The 15,326-nt window shown below is 69.5% G+C and carries 15 protein-coding genes; 7 read left to right on the top strand and 8 right to left on the bottom strand.

The window, feature by feature from the left end:
* Positions 1-12 precede the first annotated feature (12 nt).
* Positions 13-402, top strand: coding sequence for a VOC family protein (locus tag E9232_RS01485; RefSeq protein WP_309791705.1), 390 nt, complete (start codon positions 13-15; stop codon positions 400-402).
* A 10-nt stretch (positions 403-412) separates the two neighbouring features.
* Here the strand turns inward: E9232_RS01485 and E9232_RS01480 are convergent, their stop codons facing one another.
* The gene (locus tag E9232_RS01480) at positions 413-1,384 is read right to left on the bottom strand and encodes an alpha/beta fold hydrolase (RefSeq protein ID WP_309791704.1); all 972 of its coding nucleotides are present in this window, start codon (positions 1,382-1,384) and stop codon (positions 413-415) included.
* Positions 1,385-1,416: 32 nt separating this feature from the next.
* A complete protein-coding gene (locus E9232_RS01475) occupies positions 1,417-2,766 on the bottom strand; it encodes an FAD-dependent oxidoreductase (RefSeq protein WP_309791703.1) in 1,350 nt (449 codons plus the stop codon).
* A gap of 550 nt (positions 2,767-3,316) precedes the next feature.
* Here E9232_RS01475 and E9232_RS01470 point away from each other — a divergent pair.
* On the top strand, positions 3,317-3,934 hold the full coding sequence (locus E9232_RS01470) for a LysE family translocator (RefSeq protein WP_309791701.1): 618 nt from the start codon (positions 3,317-3,319) through the stop codon (positions 3,932-3,934).
* A gap of 262 nt (positions 3,935-4,196) precedes the next feature.
* Entirely contained in the window at positions 4,197-4,658 is a 462-nt protein-coding gene (locus E9232_RS01465; protein WP_309791700.1) for a hypothetical protein, read from the top strand.
* Between the two features lie 84 nt (positions 4,659-4,742).
* Here the strand turns inward: E9232_RS01465 and E9232_RS01460 are convergent, their stop codons facing one another.
* A complete protein-coding gene (locus tag E9232_RS01460) occupies positions 4,743-5,735 on the bottom strand; it encodes an RluA family pseudouridine synthase (protein ID WP_309791699.1) in 993 nt (330 codons plus the stop codon).
* 139 nt (positions 5,736-5,874) lie between these two features.
* Here E9232_RS01460 and crcB point away from each other — a divergent pair, with 139 nt between their 5' ends.
* Both crcB and E9232_RS01450 read left to right on the top strand, forming a co-directional pair.
* Positions 5,875-6,264, top strand: coding sequence for a fluoride efflux transporter CrcB (gene crcB / locus E9232_RS01455; protein ID WP_309791698.1), 390 nt, complete (start codon positions 5,875-5,877; stop codon positions 6,262-6,264).
* 94 nt (positions 6,265-6,358) lie between these two features.
* Positions 6,359-6,862, top strand: coding sequence for a hypothetical protein (locus tag E9232_RS01450; protein ID WP_309791697.1), 504 nt, complete (start codon positions 6,359-6,361; stop codon positions 6,860-6,862).
* Between the two features lie 3 nt (positions 6,863-6,865).
* Here the strand turns inward: E9232_RS01450 and E9232_RS01445 are convergent, their stop codons facing one another.
* The 4 genes from E9232_RS01445 to E9232_RS01430 all read right to left on the bottom strand — a co-directional run bounded on the left by E9232_RS01445 (position 6,866) and on the right by E9232_RS01430 (position 10,560).
* A complete protein-coding gene (locus E9232_RS01445; RefSeq protein ID WP_309791695.1) occupies positions 6,866-7,549 on the bottom strand; it encodes a DUF2459 domain-containing protein in 684 nt (227 codons plus the stop codon).
* Entirely contained in the window at positions 7,546-8,430 is an 885-nt protein-coding gene (locus tag E9232_RS01440; RefSeq protein ID WP_309791693.1) for a hypothetical protein, read from the bottom strand. The genes E9232_RS01445 and E9232_RS01440 overlap by 4 nt, the downstream gene beginning before the upstream one ends.
* Entirely contained in the window at positions 8,427-9,530 is a 1,104-nt protein-coding gene (locus E9232_RS01435; protein WP_309792238.1) for an acyltransferase family protein, read from the bottom strand. Before E9232_RS01435 ends, E9232_RS01440 begins: the two co-directional genes overlap by 4 nt.
* A gap of 106 nt (positions 9,531-9,636) precedes the next feature.
* Positions 9,637-10,560 carry an aspartyl/asparaginyl beta-hydroxylase domain-containing protein gene (locus E9232_RS01430; RefSeq protein WP_309791692.1) on the bottom strand — a complete coding sequence of 308 codons (924 nt, stop codon included), beginning with the start codon at positions 10,558-10,560 and terminating at the stop codon, positions 9,637-9,639.
* Positions 10,561-10,817: 257 nt separating this feature from the next.
* Between E9232_RS01430 and E9232_RS01425 the strand changes: the two genes are divergently transcribed.
* Complete coding sequence (locus E9232_RS01425; RefSeq protein ID WP_309791691.1) at positions 10,818-12,512, top strand: amidohydrolase family protein; 1,695 nt, start codon at positions 10,818-10,820, stop codon at positions 12,510-12,512.
* A 24-nt stretch (positions 12,513-12,536) separates the two neighbouring features.
* Here E9232_RS01425 and E9232_RS01420 read toward each other — a convergent pair whose 3' ends face one another.
* Positions 12,537-13,856: a replication-associated recombination protein A gene (locus E9232_RS01420; protein ID WP_309791690.1), complete on the bottom strand. Its 1,320-nt coding sequence runs from the start codon at positions 13,854-13,856 to the stop codon at positions 12,537-12,539.
* A 271-nt stretch (positions 13,857-14,127) separates the two neighbouring features.
* Between E9232_RS01420 and E9232_RS01415 the strand changes: the two genes are divergently transcribed.
* The gene (locus E9232_RS01415) at positions 14,128-15,315 is read left to right on the top strand and encodes an efflux RND transporter periplasmic adaptor subunit (RefSeq protein ID WP_309791689.1); all 1,188 of its coding nucleotides are present in this window, start codon (positions 14,128-14,130) and stop codon (positions 15,313-15,315) included.
* Positions 15,316-15,326: the final 11 nt, after the last annotated feature.

The raw sequence follows: 15,326 nt of genomic DNA, 5'->3' as shown, positions 1-15,326 counted from the left end.
GGGAGACAGGCCATGCCCGACCACGGAACCTTCTGCTGGAACGAGCTGAACACGCGCGATCCCGCTGCCGCCCGCGACTTCTACGCCCAGACCCTGGGCTGGAGCTTCGAGACCATGCCGATGGCCGGCGGTGGCGAATACCTGGTCGCCAGCATCGGCGGCCGAATGGTGGGCGGCGTGTTCGACCTGCGGGGCCTGCCGGGCATGGACGCCGTGCCGCCGCACTGGTTCGCCTACATCGAGGTCGACGACGTCGACGCCCGAGTCGCGGCGGCGCAGCAGGCCGGCGCCACCCTGATGCGCGACATCTTCGACGTGCCCGGCGTCGGCCGCATCGCCATCGTCCGCGACCCGACCGGCGCCGTCGTCGGCTGGATGACCTCGGCGGCGCCGGCCGGCTGACCAGCCGCTTCTAGGCTTCGAGACCCCGCAGGAAGGCGATCAGCGCCGCATTGACCTCCGGCACCCGCTCCTGCTGGGTCCAGTGGCCGCAGCCGGGCAGCATGACCGTGCGCGTCAGCCGCGGCACCGACTGCGACAGGTTGGCGATGATCTGGTCCATGCCGGGGAAGTGCACGACCAGATCCTGGTCGCCGGCGACGTACAGCGCGGGACAGGCAATCTGCGCCCCGGCGAAGGGCGCCAGCAGCTCCCAGTTGCGGTCGATGTTGCGGTACCAGTTCAGCGGCCCGCGGAAGCCGTTGCGCTGGAATTCCGCCGTGTAGAAGGCGATGTCGTCCTCGCCGAGCCAGGGCGGCCGGCCGGGCTGCGCGGGCGCGCTGCCGATCATGCCGCGGTCGAGCGGCACCATGCCCACCTCTCCCCCCTGGGCGTTGCGTTGGAACTGGATGCCGAACAGGGTCAGCAGGCTGCGCCGGACATCCCGCCCGAGATCCGCCTCGGCGACGCCGGGGTCCTGGAAGTAGAGCTGGTAGAACACCGCGTCGTCGCGCCGTGGCATCCGGGCGGTCGGCGGCCCGCCCCCGGCCAGGCGCGGCCGGAACGGCACGCTGAGCCCGGCCACGCCGCGGAAGCGGTCGGGGCGCAGCAGCGCCGCGTGCCACGCCACCGGCGCCCCCCAGTCATGGCCGACGATGGCGGCGCGCTCCAGCCCCAGGGCATCGAGCAGCCCGACCATGTCGCCCACCAGGTGAAACATCGAATACCGGTCGATCTCCGGCGGCGCGTCGGTTTGCCCATAGCCGCGCATGTCCGGCGCGATCGCCCGGAACCCGGCCTCGGCCAGCGCCCGCAGCTGATGGCGCCAGGAGTACCAGGATTCGGGAAAGCCGTGGCACAGCAGCACGGCCGGGCCCTCCCCCTGCTCCGCGACATGCATGCTGATGCCGTTGGTCTCGATCATGCGGTGCTGCACAGCCGTCATCCCGCTCTCCTGTCCCATGTCCGTATCGCTCGTCATGCCGCCGCCATCTCGGCCATCACCCGGCGCATCACATCCGGGTCCTGGTAGGCGCTGCGGGGCTTCAGCAGATGCTGCACCTCGACCGCCAGCTTGTGGATCGCCGGGTCGCGCGCGGCCAGGCGGTTCAGCGCGGCGCCGAACCTGACCGAATTGGCGAAGTCCGCGGGCCGCTCGCCGCGGGTGTGAGGATAGATGTAGTCGTTGATGGCCGACATCACCCAGGGGCCCTCGATCAGGCCGCCGACCTCGCACAGGAAACTCTGCTGCAGCTCGGCCAGCGGGTCCGGCGACAGCGCCGCCGCCGGCAGCAGGTCGCCCAGCAGGCAGGCCTCCTGCGCCGCCAGCGTCATGCCCTGGCCGTAGATCGGGTTGAACCGGCAGAACGCGTCGCCGACTGGCAGGATGCCGCGCGGCACGGTCTCGAGCCGCTCGAAATGATGCCACACGCTTTCCTGGAAGACGTGGCGCCGGACCTCGCCCAGCGGCTGCAGGGCCTTGACCGCGTTGTAGATCGTCGGGGTCCGCAGCCCCTGCAGGTACTCCAGCACCCCGGCCCAGTCGGCGGGGGGCAGGCCGCCATCCTGGTCGCCCGTGCTCAGCATCCAGCGGTTGCCCTCCAGCGGCATCAGCATGCCGCGGCGGCTGTTCTCCTGCGGGTTGGAGAAGGTCATCACCAGCTTCCAGTCGTCCGGCGCATCGTCGGGGATCTGGAAGACGGTGGTGGCGTAGAACCGGCCGACGCCGACCGTGGAGGTCTCGGGCAGCGGCAGGCGGACCGACCGCAGCAGCGCCAGGGTCAGGGCCCCACTGGCCGACGCATCCACCACCAGATCCGCCGGCAGGGTTTCCTGCGCGCCCTCCGCCGTCACGCAGCGCACCGCCGTCACCGCCGTGCCGTCATCCGAGGTCACCAGCTCGGTGGCGCGGCAGCCGGGCCGCAGCACGATGTTGGGCCGCTGCTCGGCATACCGCCGGACCAGGAACTCGATCAGCGGCCGCGACATGGTGTAGGCGGTCCAGCCGAGATCGCGCTGGGGGAACGGGTCGTAGCCCACCTGTTCGACCCGCATGTCGCCCGCCACCCGGATCGGCACGCCGCCGGCCGCCACGAGATCCTGCTCGAACCCGGGGAAGAGCTCGGTCAGAGCGCCCTGGCCGCCGGCCAGCAGGGCGTGGAGATGCTTGTCCTGCGGCGTGCCCACCCGATGCCCGATGCCGGCGGGAAGCCTGTCCCGCTCCAACAGGGTGACCCGCTCGAAATGGTTCGCGAGCGCATGCCCGACCGTCAAGCCGCTCATTCCGGCTCCGACGACGACGGCGTGCCTGCCGATCTGCCTTGTCATCCACCCGATCTCCATCTGCCCGGGCGACCGGACGGTGACGCGCGATGGACTCGCCGGCACCGAGGCGGGCTGGAGAGCACCCGCAATCGCCGCAAAGCAATGAACTCTATGAGATTGGATATCGTCCGGCCAACTGCCGGATGATGTCGCCAGCGGCCCAATCCGGCTACGGATGAAACACGGTGGGGCTTCGAGATTCCCTGCCGGAACCTTCGCCTGCGGGCTGCTGCCGCCGGGCGACGCGATCTGCCGCTTCAACCCGGTCTACGGCCAGGGGATGCGGAGATGGCGGCGGCGTGCCCTGGACACCGGATTGACGGCTGACCGCCTGCGCCATTAGGCTGTCGCCATGGTTTGTCACCGTCCCCTCGCGACGCGCCAACAACGCCGGCTTCACCCGGCGGTGGCTGTCGCATGGGCGGACGGGACCTGGTTCCGCCGGCGGTCTTCCTGACCGTCGGCTGACAAGCCCGAAGCCCCACACCCCGCCGTCCTGCCGGCGGGGTTTTTGATTCGGATCCTCGCCGGCGCCTTTTTCCGGAGAGCCTTGATGATCGATCCGACCCTGCTTCTGGCCTTCACCGCCGCCGTCACCCTGCTGATGCTGATCCCGGGACCGAACGTGGCCCTGATCGTCGCCAACAGCGTCGCCTGGGGGCCGCGCTACGGCCTGCTGACCGTGCTCGGCACCAGTTCCGCCATGGTGGTCCAGCTCGCCCTGGCCGCGCTCGGCATGGCCCAGCTGCTCGGTGCGCTCGGCGGCTGGTTCGAGCTGCTGCGCTGGATCGGCGTCGCCTATCTGCTGTGGCTGGGCGTGGCGCAGTGGCGGGCCCCGCCGGCCGACCTGACCCGGACGGCGCCGCAGCCGAAATCCGCCCGCCGGATCTATGGCCGCGCCCTGCTGGTGTCGCTGACCAACCCGAAGACGCTGCTGTTCACCGGCGCCTTCTTCTCCCAGTTCATCGACCCGGCCCGGCCGGCGGGGCCGCAGGTCGCCCTGCTGTCGGCGGTGTTCCTGATCCTGGCGCTCGCGGTCGACGGCACTTGGGCGGTGCTGGCTGGCCGCGCCCGTTTCCTGCTGGCCCGCCACGGGAGGCTGCGCAACCGGATCTCCGGCAGCCTGTTGATCGGCGCCGGCCTCGGCTTGGCCTTGGCCCGGGGCAAGTAGCGATTGTCGACCCGATGGAACCACTGGTCGCCGAAATTGTCTCCATTGGATCGGCCGTCGCCCAGGCGGCGGCTGATCCGGCTGGGCTTGGTGGAATCGAGGTATTTATCCCTGCCCGGGAAATCCACCGAAGGCCATCACCCGTGCCCTGCCGAATGGCCATGACCAGCGAGCATTTCGCCGCTCCGCCTGGGCTGGCCAAATACCGGGCGATCACGTATAAACGTCGTGTATAGCGCCCAATATTAGGGGAGAAGCCCAAATGGCCAAGTACAATAGCGTACTGTTAGCGGGGTTCTTCATTACAGCCCTGGCAGGTTGCAGCTCGCCTCAGGCGACGACCAACACGACACCGCAGGTGACCGAAGCAGCAACGCCGGCCAAAAACGACGTCGACCAGGTGAAAGTCAATCCGAAGGACTTCACCGCCTGGTTGAATGTGATGCCGGGCTCACCCCCGTCGCTGCATGTGGAGGGGACGACGGGGGCCGTGGTCGCCCCATCGGCCGGATGGACGGCCGAGTTGGTGGACGGCCCCCCGGGCAAAGCCGCAAGGACGAAGGTCCTGGAACTGCATGCGACGGCGCCCCAGGCCGGCGCATCCGTGGTGACGCCGATCGACGTCCCGCCCTATGTCGAAGACCCCGCGCCCGCCAACTACAGCCGGGTGACGATCTGGCACGGGAAAGAGCACTTCACCATCCGGGTCAATCGGGCCCAGTGATCCGACAGGATGAACGGCGGGCCTCGCGCCCGCCCTTCACCCGCGGTCCCGTCATGATCCGGCCTTCCGGGGTTCCGCGAAGGCTCAGTCCTCCGGCCCCTCCGGCTTCGTCTTGGCGTCGAAATCGAAGTAGCGGAAGGTCGACACCATGTGCGGCGACAGCGGCGCGGTGACGTCGATGGTGCCGCGGGTCGGGTGCGGCAGCACCAGCCGGCGCGCATGCAGGTGCAGTTGGCGCGGCAGCTCGGCGCCGGTGATCTCGGACCGGGCGCCGCCATACTTCCCGTCGCCCAGGATCGGCGTGTCCAGCGCAGCCATGTGCAGGCGCAGCTGATGGGTGCGGCCGGTGACCGGCCACATCGCCACGAAGGCGGCATGCTGGGCCGCGGCCTCGACCACGGCGAAGTCGGTGACGGCGCGCTGGCCCTCCTCGTCATCCTCCTCGACCACGCGGCCGACATTGCTGGGCGACCGTGCCAGCGGCAGGTCGATGCGGCCCTGGCGCGGCTGCGGCACGCCGACCGTCACCGCCCAGTACTCCTTGCGGGTGGCGCGCTCGCGGAAGGCCTCGGTCAGCCGCCGCGTCGCCTTGGCGGTGCGGCCGATCAGCAGCACGCCCGAGGTCTCCTGGTCCAGCCGGTGGACCAGCCGCGGCCGCTCCTTGGCGTCGAACTGCAGGTGGTCGAGCAGCCCATCGACATGCGCCTTGACCTTGCCGCCGCCCTGCACCGCCAGCCCGGCCGGCTTGTTCAGCGCAATGATGTCGTCATCCATGAACAGGATGGCGCGCTTCAGCTCCGCCGCCAGGCCTTGCGCCTTCTCCGGCTTCAGCGGCAGCGGCGCGCGCGGGGTCGGCGTCTCGGTCGCGGTGTCGTCCAAGGGCGGGATGCGGATGGTCTGCCCGGCCTCCAGCCGCTGCGCCGCTTTGGCGCGCTTGCCGTCGACCCGGATCTGGCCGGTGCGCAGCAGCTTCTCCAGCCTGCCATGGGTCAGCCCGGGAAAGCGCTGGCGGAACCAGCGGTCCAGGCGCAGCTCGCCCTCATCGGTGCCGACCGCCAGGCTCTGCACCCCGCTCACGACAGGTCTCCCGATCGCGGGGTGGCGCCGGCGTGCGGCTTGGGGGCAGGATGGCGGGCGCGGATCATCGGCAGGGACTCTAGGGGGTCTGGCATTCGGCTCATCCGCGTTGTTTAGCACGGGTGAAGGGGATCGTCGCGTGGGCGCATATCTCTGGGTCGCGGCCGGCAGCGCGCTGGGCGGCATGGCACGGTACTGGTGCTCCGTCGCCGCCGTCGAGCGCTACGGCGAGACCTTCCCCTGGGGCACGCTGGGCATCAACATCCTCGGCTCCTTCGTCATCGGCCTGTTCGGCGCGCTGACCGCGGCGGGCGGGCCGCTTCCGGCCGGGCCGGATGCGCGGCTGTTCGTCATGGTCGGGCTGTGCGGCGGCTACACCACCTTCTCCGCCTTCAGCCTGCAGACGCTGACGCTGATGCAGGCCGGCGACTGGCTGCGGGCGGGGCTGTATGTGCTGCTGTCGGTGCTACTGTGCCTGGTCGCGGTGTGGCTCGGCGTCGCCGCGATCCAGACGCTGAAAGCGGCCTGAGGGGGGCGGATTTCCCGCACTCCGTGCATAAAGGCGTATTATTATCGCGCAAAAGGGCTGTGAGTCGGCCCGGGGATGGCAGGGAGTTTGGGCGATGAGGCTGGCAATCGTTGCGGGAAGCGTGGTGTTCGGGCTGCTGGCGGGCTGCGCCCCCAAGGAGCTGCCGCCCGACCCGACGGCGGATGCCCTGCGCGAACATGGCGCCAAGCTGATCCCGGGCCCCGCGATCGCCGAGCGGCTGACCGACAAGACGCTGTACGGCACCATCGCCATCGACACCAACACCGCCAAGGCTGGCGACGCCTGGACCGAGTATTTCGGCGCGGACGGCCAGCTATGGTACCGCGACACCCGCACCACCTTCCATGGCTACTGGCACGTGCCGGACGACAAGGACGAGCTGTGCCTGACCTTCCGCGAGGGCGAGGACCGCTGCGCCCAGCTGTTCGATCTCGGCGACACCATCCGCTTCGTCTCGACGGCGCAGGGACCGTATCAGGGCCGCTCCACCTCCTATGCTGACAAGGTCACCGACGGTGATGCCGAGGGCTTTGTGCCCAAGCCGCCGGAACCGCGCCAGCGCAAGAAGCGGAAGTAGGACTCACCCGAGCGGCCACATCACCCCGAAGCTGAAGGGCGCCCACAGCGCAGTCGGCTGCCCGGCCGTTGCCAGCGCCCGCTCGGTCCAGACATTGCAGGTGCGCCAGGGCCGGTAATGGCCATGCGCCGCGTAGAAGGCCTCGTGGGTGCCGAGGCCTGGCGGCGCGGCCAGGATGCCCCGCCCGGCATCGTCCAGCACCGCCGTGTCGCGGATGAAGCCGGCCAGCGCCTTCCGCCCCTGCGCGTCGAGCGACAGGCGGGTACAGGACGGGTTGCCGGCGGGGTCCATGACATAGGCGACGTGCAGCGCGCTGGGGCCGCCGCCGAGCAGCGCCGCCATGGCGGTGGAGAAGCGGAGATCGGCCCAGCGTGGCGTCTCCTGATAGAAGGTCAGGTCGCCCCAGCCGAAGGCGACATGGAGGCCGGGCACCGAAAAGGTCGGCGCCGCGTCCGGGAACACTACAGCCCAGTCGACCTCCGCGTCGCGCACCGGCAGCACGATGTCGGTGTGGGCCAGGGTGGCGCAGACATAGGCGGGCGGGTCGCCCGGCGCGACGGCCTGCGCCCGGCCGCCGATCGGCACCAACGCCAGCACGACGGCGGTCAGCACATACAGCGCGGCCAGGCCGAGCACCGTCGCGGCCAGCGCCAGCGGTGCCGCGACCAGCAGGCGCAGCGCCCTCATCCCCGCACCCCGAAGATCCAGCCTTCGGTGCGGGCGGTCGCCGCCGTCAGCCCCGGCGGCGCCCAGCTTTCCGGCTCCCCGGCCGCTCCCCGCAGGCCCGCCGCGGCGATCAGAGCGTCGGTGGCATGGTCGGTCAGCGGATCGGCCGCGACCGCGGGGCCGCTGCCCAGCCGGGCCAGCGCGGCATCGAGATCGGCGCGGTCGCGGACCTTGGCGCTGGCCGTGCGCCCGGCGCGGCGCCAGGACAGGCGCGGGAAGATCTCGACCATCACGACCGGATGAGCCTCGACCAGCTCGAACGGCCAGACCGCCAGGCGCCCGTCGAGGCGGGCGCAGAGATGGTGCAGCACCCGCATGCCGGCCAGGGCCCCCGGCCCCACCGTCTTCGGCCCGAACTGCTTGAACGGGCTGTCCGGCGCGCCGAGCCCGTCGCGGCGGCAGGCCATCTCGGTCTCGCGATGCGGCTCGACCCAGCCGGCCGGCCGCGGGCCGCGATGCCAGAAATCGGCGGTGTAGTCGGCGTGCCGGGCGAAATCCGCGCCGAGGAAATCCGGCGCCCCGGCCGCGACCCGGTCGACCAGCGCCCACAGGTCGCGGGCGCCGCCACCTTGCGGCAGATAGCCGGCGGCGGTGACGAAGGGCAGCGAGAAGGCACAGTCGATCCCGACCAGCATGCGGTCGGTGCCCTCGGCCTCGGCCGCGATCCAGTCGGCGACGGCGGTGCGGGTCCAGCGCCGGCCGGACGGTGGCGGCAACAGCGCCGGTCCGGCCGCGCCGGCCCGGCATTCCGCCACCGCGACGCCGTCATAGACGCCGCGCGCGCCGGACCAGTCGATGGCGATGAAGCGGTCGAAGGGGGCCGGGAACCCTGCCGGGTTCATGCCGCCAGCGCGGCCGGGCGCCGCCGGTCGAGGCGGGCATAGAGTGCCCGGCGCGCCGGCACCTCGACCCAGCGGAACAGCAGCGCCGCCAGCAGCACCACCGCCAGCAGCGCCGCGGCCGAGACCGCGACCAGATAGGGCAGCGACTGCAGCCGGTCGCCGGACCGCAGCAGCACCTGCATCTCGACCTTCAACACCAGGGGATGGACCATGTAGATCGAGTAGGACCACAGGCCGAGGAGATGCAGCGGCCGCCAGGACAGGGCCCGGGCGACCGTTCCCCCGTCCAGCGCCAGGGACAGCACGATCCAGGCGAAGACCGGGATCAGCAGGATGTCCGGCGCCCCGAGATGCAGCAGCAGGACGGCGAGGATCAGGGCCGCGGCCGCGCCAGCCGCGCCGCCCAGCCGCCGCAGCGCCTGGTCGCGGGTCTCGACCAGCCGGGCGATCAGGATGCCGATCCCGAAGGACGGCAGGCAGCGCAGGATCGCCAGCCCGGCGGACTGGTTCAACTGCAGCGCCGGGTCGACCATCGACAGCCACAGCAGCGCCGCCAGCCCGGCCAGCGCCGTGGCGATCGCCAGCGGCCAGGATCCCCAGCGCAGCAGGACCAGCAGCAGCGGCAGCAGCAGATAGGCCAGCAACTCCGTGCTGACCGACCAGGAGACGTAGTTGAAGCTGGTGCCCACGCCACCGGGCCAGCCCTGGATCAGCAGCAGGTGCTGCAGCAGGCCGACCGGCCCGTGCGGCCCGGTGAAGGGCGCGGAATCATAGGTCGGCACCCGGTACTTCAGCAGCTCGATACCGACGAAGACCAGCAGCATCAGCAGGTGCAGCGGATAGATCCGGGCCAGCCGTCGTCCGATGAAGTCGAGATAGTCCCGTCGGCGGAATCCAGGCCTCAGCACGGCGCCGTAGACCAAAGCCATCAGCAGGCCGCTGAGCATGAAGAAGAAGTCGACCCAGAGATACGATTTGTCGAAATACCGGGTGACGCCGCTGGGGTCGAACCCGGCCGGCACCAGCCCCTTGCCGATCAGGTTGTCGATGGTGTCGTCGAGATGCAGCCCGACCACGGACAGCGCGGCGATGCCCCGCATCGACGTCAAGGCACGGATCTCCGCGACCATTCGTTCCCCCGACGTCCCCACCGCAGCCACTATCGCATCGCCGCCGGCGTCGCCGCAACGGCGCCGGGCGAGGGGATCAGGCTAGGGCCAAAAACGCCGCCAGCAGGCCGCCGAAGAAGACGTATTTGATCGCGTAGTACAGCTTGCGGTTCTTCTTCTTGATCTTCTTGAAGAAGGTCCGGATCGGGTAGATGTAGGCGAAGGCCTTGTTCAGCCCCGACACCTTGTCGCCGTCGGCGTTGCGGGTGGCGCCGGCCTGGATCAGGTACTTGGCGAAGAAGCGGTTCACCGCCAGCGCCCAGCCGAACCGCATCGGCCGCTCGACGTCGCAGAACAGGATCACCCGATTCTCGTCCGAGAAGTTCTCGGCGTAGTGGATGTAGGTCTCGTCGAAGACCACGTCCTCGCCGTCGCGCCAGCTGTAGGACTTGCCATCGACGATGATGCGGCAGCGGTCGTCATTCGGCGTGATCAGGCCGAGATGATAGCGCAGCGAGCCGGCATAGGGGTCGCGATGCGCCACCAGCTTGCCGCCCGGCGGCAGCGAGGTGAACATCGCCGCCTTCAGGGTCGGGATGGTCTTCACCAACGCCACGGAGCGCGGGCACTGGGTCTCGGCAGAGGGCAGCGGGTCGCCGTACCACTTGAGGTAATAGCGCTTCCAGCCGCGGCGGAAGAAGGAGTTGAAGCCGACATCGTCGAGCTTGTCCGAGCCCTTGATGTCGCCGTCTTCCTGCAGCCGCAGCGCCTCGTCGCGGAAGACGTGCCAATTGTCCTTCAGCGCCTGCAGCTCCGGGAAGCTGCGCGGGTCGTGGTAGGGTTTGCTCGGCACCCGCGAGAACAGGTACATGAAGCAGTTGATCGGCGCGAAGAAGGTCGAGTGATCGGTCAGCTGCCGGGTGAAGCGGTGCCGCACCTGGCCGCGGAAATGCACCCACAGCGCCGAGGCGATGTAGGCGTAGACGATCAGGAACTTCGGCGCGAACACAGTGGCCAGCATCTGGGCCATACCTCCAACCGGAGCCGCGAGGGTGCGGGCCGGAATTGCGACCAACTCGCACGCTCTATACCACCCCTGCCGCCGGACCGATAGGACCAGGGCGCCGCAGGGTGGCGCATGGCGCTCGGAAGCGCGCGAAAGCTGGGAATGCGGGCTGTCCCGATTTCCACTACCATCGGCGGGGCGCGCACGGCCGGAATTTTCGCCGTCGCAGGCCGCAGTATTTTGATCGCATATTATTTTATGGGGAGCCGATCATGTCTTTGGACATCGACAGACGGACTTTCAGCAAGGGCGCCCTTCTCATCTCCATCTCGGGCATTGCCGCAGCGTGCCGTCCGCTGCTTCCGCCACCGCCGCCGCTGGTGGTGGCGGGGGATATCGTCGACATCCACTGCCACCTCTTCAACGGCCAGGATCTGCCCGTCGTCCGTTTCATCACGAAGGTCGTCATTCCGGAGAACGAGACCCCCGAGCCCCGCATCGCCGCGTCCCGTGCCGTGGAGGATCCCAGCGTCCTGGAGCTGGTCCTGCAGTGGTTCAAGGACCGGCTTCTGCACGAGACCCCGACGGCCGAGCAGGAGATCGCGTACCTGAAAGGCGAGGCATCGCTGCGATCGAACGCGACGGCGGCGGGGGCACCGGATTTCGCGGTGTCCACCCTCGCCGACGTCATCCAGGGCAGACCGCCCGACGGCGTCGGGCCGCGTCTTGCCCCGGATGCCCGGTCCGAGCGCTTTCGCACCCTGCTTCTCGACGCGGCCGCGCAGTCGGGGACCATGAGCCTGAACCGCGCCGCGCCGAGAGCCGAGCCCGACCCGCGGGAGGCCGCCCTTGCCGCCTATGAATCGCAGAGCACGATCGGGGTCTATCTGAGATGGTTCACCCTCTTCATGCAGTATCGCCATTCGCTGGCCGAGCAGCTGACGAGCGCCCTCACCAATGACGGGCGGAAGCCCGTCCTCCTCGTCCCCTTGATGATCGACTATTCGAAATGGCTCGGGGAATCGGTCGCATCATCCCTGCGGGATCAGGTTGAGGTCTTCGACCTGATCGCACGGGGACGGCAGGCGTCACCGGCCATTCACGGCATGGTCGCCTATGATCCGCTACGCGCCGTCTACCACCAGCGCCGCCCCGACCTGCAGGCGGAGGACCCGCTCTCGATCGTCGAGGACGCCCTGGAAAGCCACGGTTTCCTGGGGGTGAAACTGTATCCGCCCATGGGGTTCCGCGCGGCCGGCAATACCGACGGCCAGGGCTATCCCGACCTTGTCGCAGAGGAACTGCGCGGCGTTGCAGGGCTGGGGCGGGATCTCGATGACGCCCTCGACCGGTTGTACGGTCTGTGCACCCGCATCGAGGCGCCGGTGATCGCGCATGCCGCCGCGACCCAGGGCGCCGGGCGAGGTTACGCCGATCGTGCCGATCCGACCTATTGGCTGAGGGTCCTGAAGCGGTGGCCCGGCCTTCGCCTGTGCCTCGCCCATCAGGGCCGGTTCGGCTACAGATCGCTCGCCCCGGAGACCGCAGGGCAGATCTACGAGGACATCATCGGCCGGCATATCAGCGAGAACCCCGATACGCATCTCTGCATGGACATCAGCTACCTGTCCGAAGCCCTGCGGCCCGGCGCGGAGAATCGCAAATACTATGCCGACAGCCTCAAGGCCTGGATCGGGAGATACGACCGGAACGCGGAGCACATCCTGTTCGGGACGGACTGGATCATGGTCGGAATCGAAAAGGCGGGAGCGGCGTATACCCGCAACGTCATCTGGTTCCTGACGGAGGATTGCGGGTTGAGCGCCGACCAGCTGGACCGAATCCTGCGCCTGAATGCCGGCCGCTATCTCGGGCTGCGAGACGGCGATGCGACGCGCCGTAGGCTCTTGGAGGGGTTCTATTCCGTCAACCAGATGCCCGAAACGCTGCTGCCGCCTTTCGCCTGAAGCCCGGGACCGGGACAGCGCAGGTCACCCCTCCTCCCGCTGCGCCCGCAGCTTGCCCCAGTAATCCAGCCGCTTGCGGATCTCGCGCTCGAAGCCGCGCTCGACCGGCCGGTAGAACTCCTGCCGCGCCATGTCGGGCGGAAAGTAGTTCTGGCCCGAGAAGCCCTCGTCGGTGTCGTGGTCGTAGGCGTAGCCCTTGCCGTAGCCGATCTCCTTCATCAGCTTGGTCGGGGCGTTCAGGATGTGCATCGGCGGCATCAGGCTGCCGGTCTCCTTCGCCGCACGCGAACTGGCCTTATAGGCGGTGTAGGCGGCGTTCGACTTCGGCGCGGTGCCGAGGAAGATCACCGCCTGGGCGATCGCCAGTTCGCCCTCCGGGCTGCCCAGCCGCTCATAGGCGTCCCAGGCCGCCAGCGACTGGGTCAGCGCGTTCGGGTCGGCCATGCCGATATCCTCGACCGCGAAGCGCACCAGCCGGCGCACGACGTAGAGCGGGTCCTCGCCCCCCGCCAGCATCCGTGCGAACCAGTAGAGCGCGGCGTCGACATCGGAGCCGCGCAGCGATTTGTGCAGGGCCGAGATCAGGTTGTAGTGGCTCTCCTGCGCCTTGTCGTAGACCGGCGCCCGGCGCTGCACCGTCTGGGCCAGCCCGGCGGCGTCCAGCGGCGCCGCCGGCTTCAGCGCGAACAGCTCCTCCGCCAGGTTCAGGAGGTAGCGGCCGTCGCCATCGGCCATCGCCTTGACCGCGTCGCGCGCCTCCGGCAGCAGCGGCAGGGGCCGGCCCTCGGTCGCCTCGGCCCGCTGCAGCAGTTCCTCCAGCGCCGCGAAGTCGAGGCGGTTGAGGACGAAGACCTGGCTGCGCGACAGCAGCGCGGCGTTCAGCTCGAAGGACGGGTTCTCGGTGGTGGCGCCGATCAGGGTGACGGTGCCGTCCTCAACCACCGGCAGGAACGCGTCCTGCTGGCTGCGGTTGAAGCGGTGCACCTCGTCGACGAACAGCAGCGTGCCCTGCCCCGCCGCCCGGCGGCCGCGTGCCGCGTCGAAGATCTTCCGGAGGTCGGCGACGCCGGAGAAGATCGCCGACAGCGGCTCGAAATGCAGGTCGGTGTGCTCCGCCAGCAGCCGCGCCAGGGTGGTCTTGCCGCAGCCCGGCGGTCCCCACAGGATCATGCTGGCGATGCGGTGCGCCGCCACCATCCGGCCGATCGGGCCCTCCGGCTTCAGCAGGTGGTCCTGGCCGACCACCTCATCGATGCTGCGCGGCCGCAGCCGGTCGGCCAGCGGCCGCGGCGCCTGGTCGGCAAAGAGCGAAGGGGAGTCGTCGGATCTCGGGGAACGGGCCATGGCTCAGATCTAGGGCGCGCCGCCGATCTTGGCCAGCGCCGGGGAACGGATCGCGGCGGAATCTCGCCGAGGCCCCGCATCGTCGGCCACCGGCCGGCGAGGCGCAATGGCGACATGTTGGCCGGCAGCCGCACCTCCGCCACCGTTCCGCCGGACTGTGACCATGATCACTTCGCCCGTGAACCTTTGCGGTGCAAAGAGCGAACGATTGACAAGCCCTGACACCCGGATACCCTTTCGCCGGGGATCTCCTTCGGAGCATGAGACAATGATGACCGGGCGCCTGCAGATGCGGCCAGGACGGGTGTTGGGCACCCTGACGGCTTTGGGACTGGCCGCTTTCCTCGTCGCCTGCAACGAATCGGGCAGCCAGGGGCAGGCTGCGCCGCCGCCCCCGCCGGTCACGGTGGCCTCACCGCTGGTCCAGAAGATCACCGAATGGGATGAGTTCACCGGCCGCTACGAGGCCACGGCGTCGGTCGAGGTGCGAGCCCGCGTCTCCGGCTACCTCCAGTCGATCAACTTCACCGACGGCGCCATGGTCAAGCAGGGCGACCTGCTGTTCACGATCGACCCCCGCCCCTACCAGGCGGTCGTGGATTCCGCCCAGGCCGACCTGACCAACGCCCAGGCCCGGCTCGACCTGGCCAAGGTCCAGCTCGACCGCGCCCAGTCGCTGGTCGCCCAGTCCAACGTGTCGCGCTCATCCTACGACCAGGCGGTGCAGGAGCGGCGGGCATCGGAAGCCGCGGTGGCGCAGACCACGGCGGCGCTGCAGTCGGCACAGCTGAATCTCGGCTTCACCCAGGTCAAGGCGCCGATGTCCGGCCGGGTCTCGAACCGCCGGGTCGACATCGGCAACCTGGTCACCGGCGACCCGAGCTCGACCCTGCTGACCACCATCGTGGCGCTGGACCCGATCTATTTCGAGTTCGACATGAGCGAGGCCGACTACCTCGCCTATCAGCGCGCGGTGGTCGCCGGCAAGCTGCCCTCGACCCGCGACAACGCCACCATCATCCAGACCCGGCTGCCGGACGAGCAGGATTGGCCGCATGCCGGCACCATGAACTTCGTCGACAACCGGCTCGACCCCGGCTCCGGCACCATCCGCGCCCGCGCCATCCTGGACAACAAGGACCTGTTCATCACCCCCGGCCAGTTCGGCCGGCTGCGCCTGCCCGGATCGAACGAATACGACGCGATCCTGGTGCCGGAGAGCGCGATCCTGACCGACCAGTCGAACCGGGTGGTGATGACGGTGAAGGACGACAACACGGTCGTGCCCAAGATCATCCGGCCCGGCCCGACCTATCCGGGCGGCCTGCGCATCATCCGCGACGGCCTGACCGCGCAGGACAAGGTCATCATCAACGGGCTGGTCCGCGCCCGCCCCGGCGCCAAGGTGACGCCGCAGCCGGGCACCATCGCGGCCGTTCCCGAATACGACGCGAACTGAGGGCGGGGGGT

It is taken from the genome of Inquilinus ginsengisoli (genome assembly GCF_031453975.1).
Classification (GTDB): Bacteria; Pseudomonadota; Alphaproteobacteria; order DSM-16000; family Inquilinaceae; genus Inquilinus; species Inquilinus ginsengisoli_A.
Note: the sequence above shows the minus strand (reverse complement) of the source record. Positions and strands in the feature narration are given on the sequence as shown.

Coding starts and splice junctions, on each gene's coding strand:
- E9232_RS01450 (WP_309791697.1), top strand. CDS start 6,359: ATGAGGCTGGCAATCGTTGCGGGAAGCGTGGTGTTCGGGCTGCTGGCG.
- E9232_RS01440 (WP_309791693.1), bottom strand. CDS start 8,430: ATGAACCCGGCAGGGTTCCCGGCCCCCTTCGACCGCTTCATCGCCATC.
- E9232_RS01470 (WP_309791701.1), top strand. CDS start 3,317: ATGATCGATCCGACCCTGCTTCTGGCCTTCACCGCCGCCGTCACCCTG.
- E9232_RS01425 (WP_309791691.1), top strand. CDS start 10,818: ATGTCTTTGGACATCGACAGACGGACTTTCAGCAAGGGCGCCCTTCTC.
- E9232_RS01445 (WP_309791695.1), bottom strand. CDS start 7,549: ATGAGGGCGCTGCGCCTGCTGGTCGCGGCACCGCTGGCGCTGGCCGCG.
- E9232_RS01435 (WP_309792238.1), bottom strand. CDS start 9,530: ATGCGGGGCATCGCCGCGCTGTCCGTGGTCGGGCTGCATCTCGACGAC.
- E9232_RS01475 (WP_309791703.1), bottom strand. CDS start 2,766: ATGACAAGGCAGATCGGCAGGCACGCCGTCGTCGTCGGAGCCGGAATG.
- E9232_RS01480 (WP_309791704.1), bottom strand. CDS start 1,384: ATGACGGCTGTGCAGCACCGCATGATCGAGACCAACGGCATCAGCATG.
- E9232_RS01430 (WP_309791692.1), bottom strand. CDS start 10,560: ATGCTGGCCACTGTGTTCGCGCCGAAGTTCCTGATCGTCTACGCCTAC.
- E9232_RS01485 (WP_309791705.1), top strand. CDS start 13: ATGCCCGACCACGGAACCTTCTGCTGGAACGAGCTGAACACGCGCGAT.
- E9232_RS01415 (WP_309791689.1), top strand. CDS start 14,128: ATGACCGGGCGCCTGCAGATGCGGCCAGGACGGGTGTTGGGCACCCTG.
- E9232_RS01465 (WP_309791700.1), top strand. CDS start 4,197: ATGGCCAAGTACAATAGCGTACTGTTAGCGGGGTTCTTCATTACAGCC.
- E9232_RS01420 (WP_309791690.1), bottom strand. CDS start 13,856: ATGGCCCGTTCCCCGAGATCCGACGACTCCCCTTCGCTCTTTGCCGAC.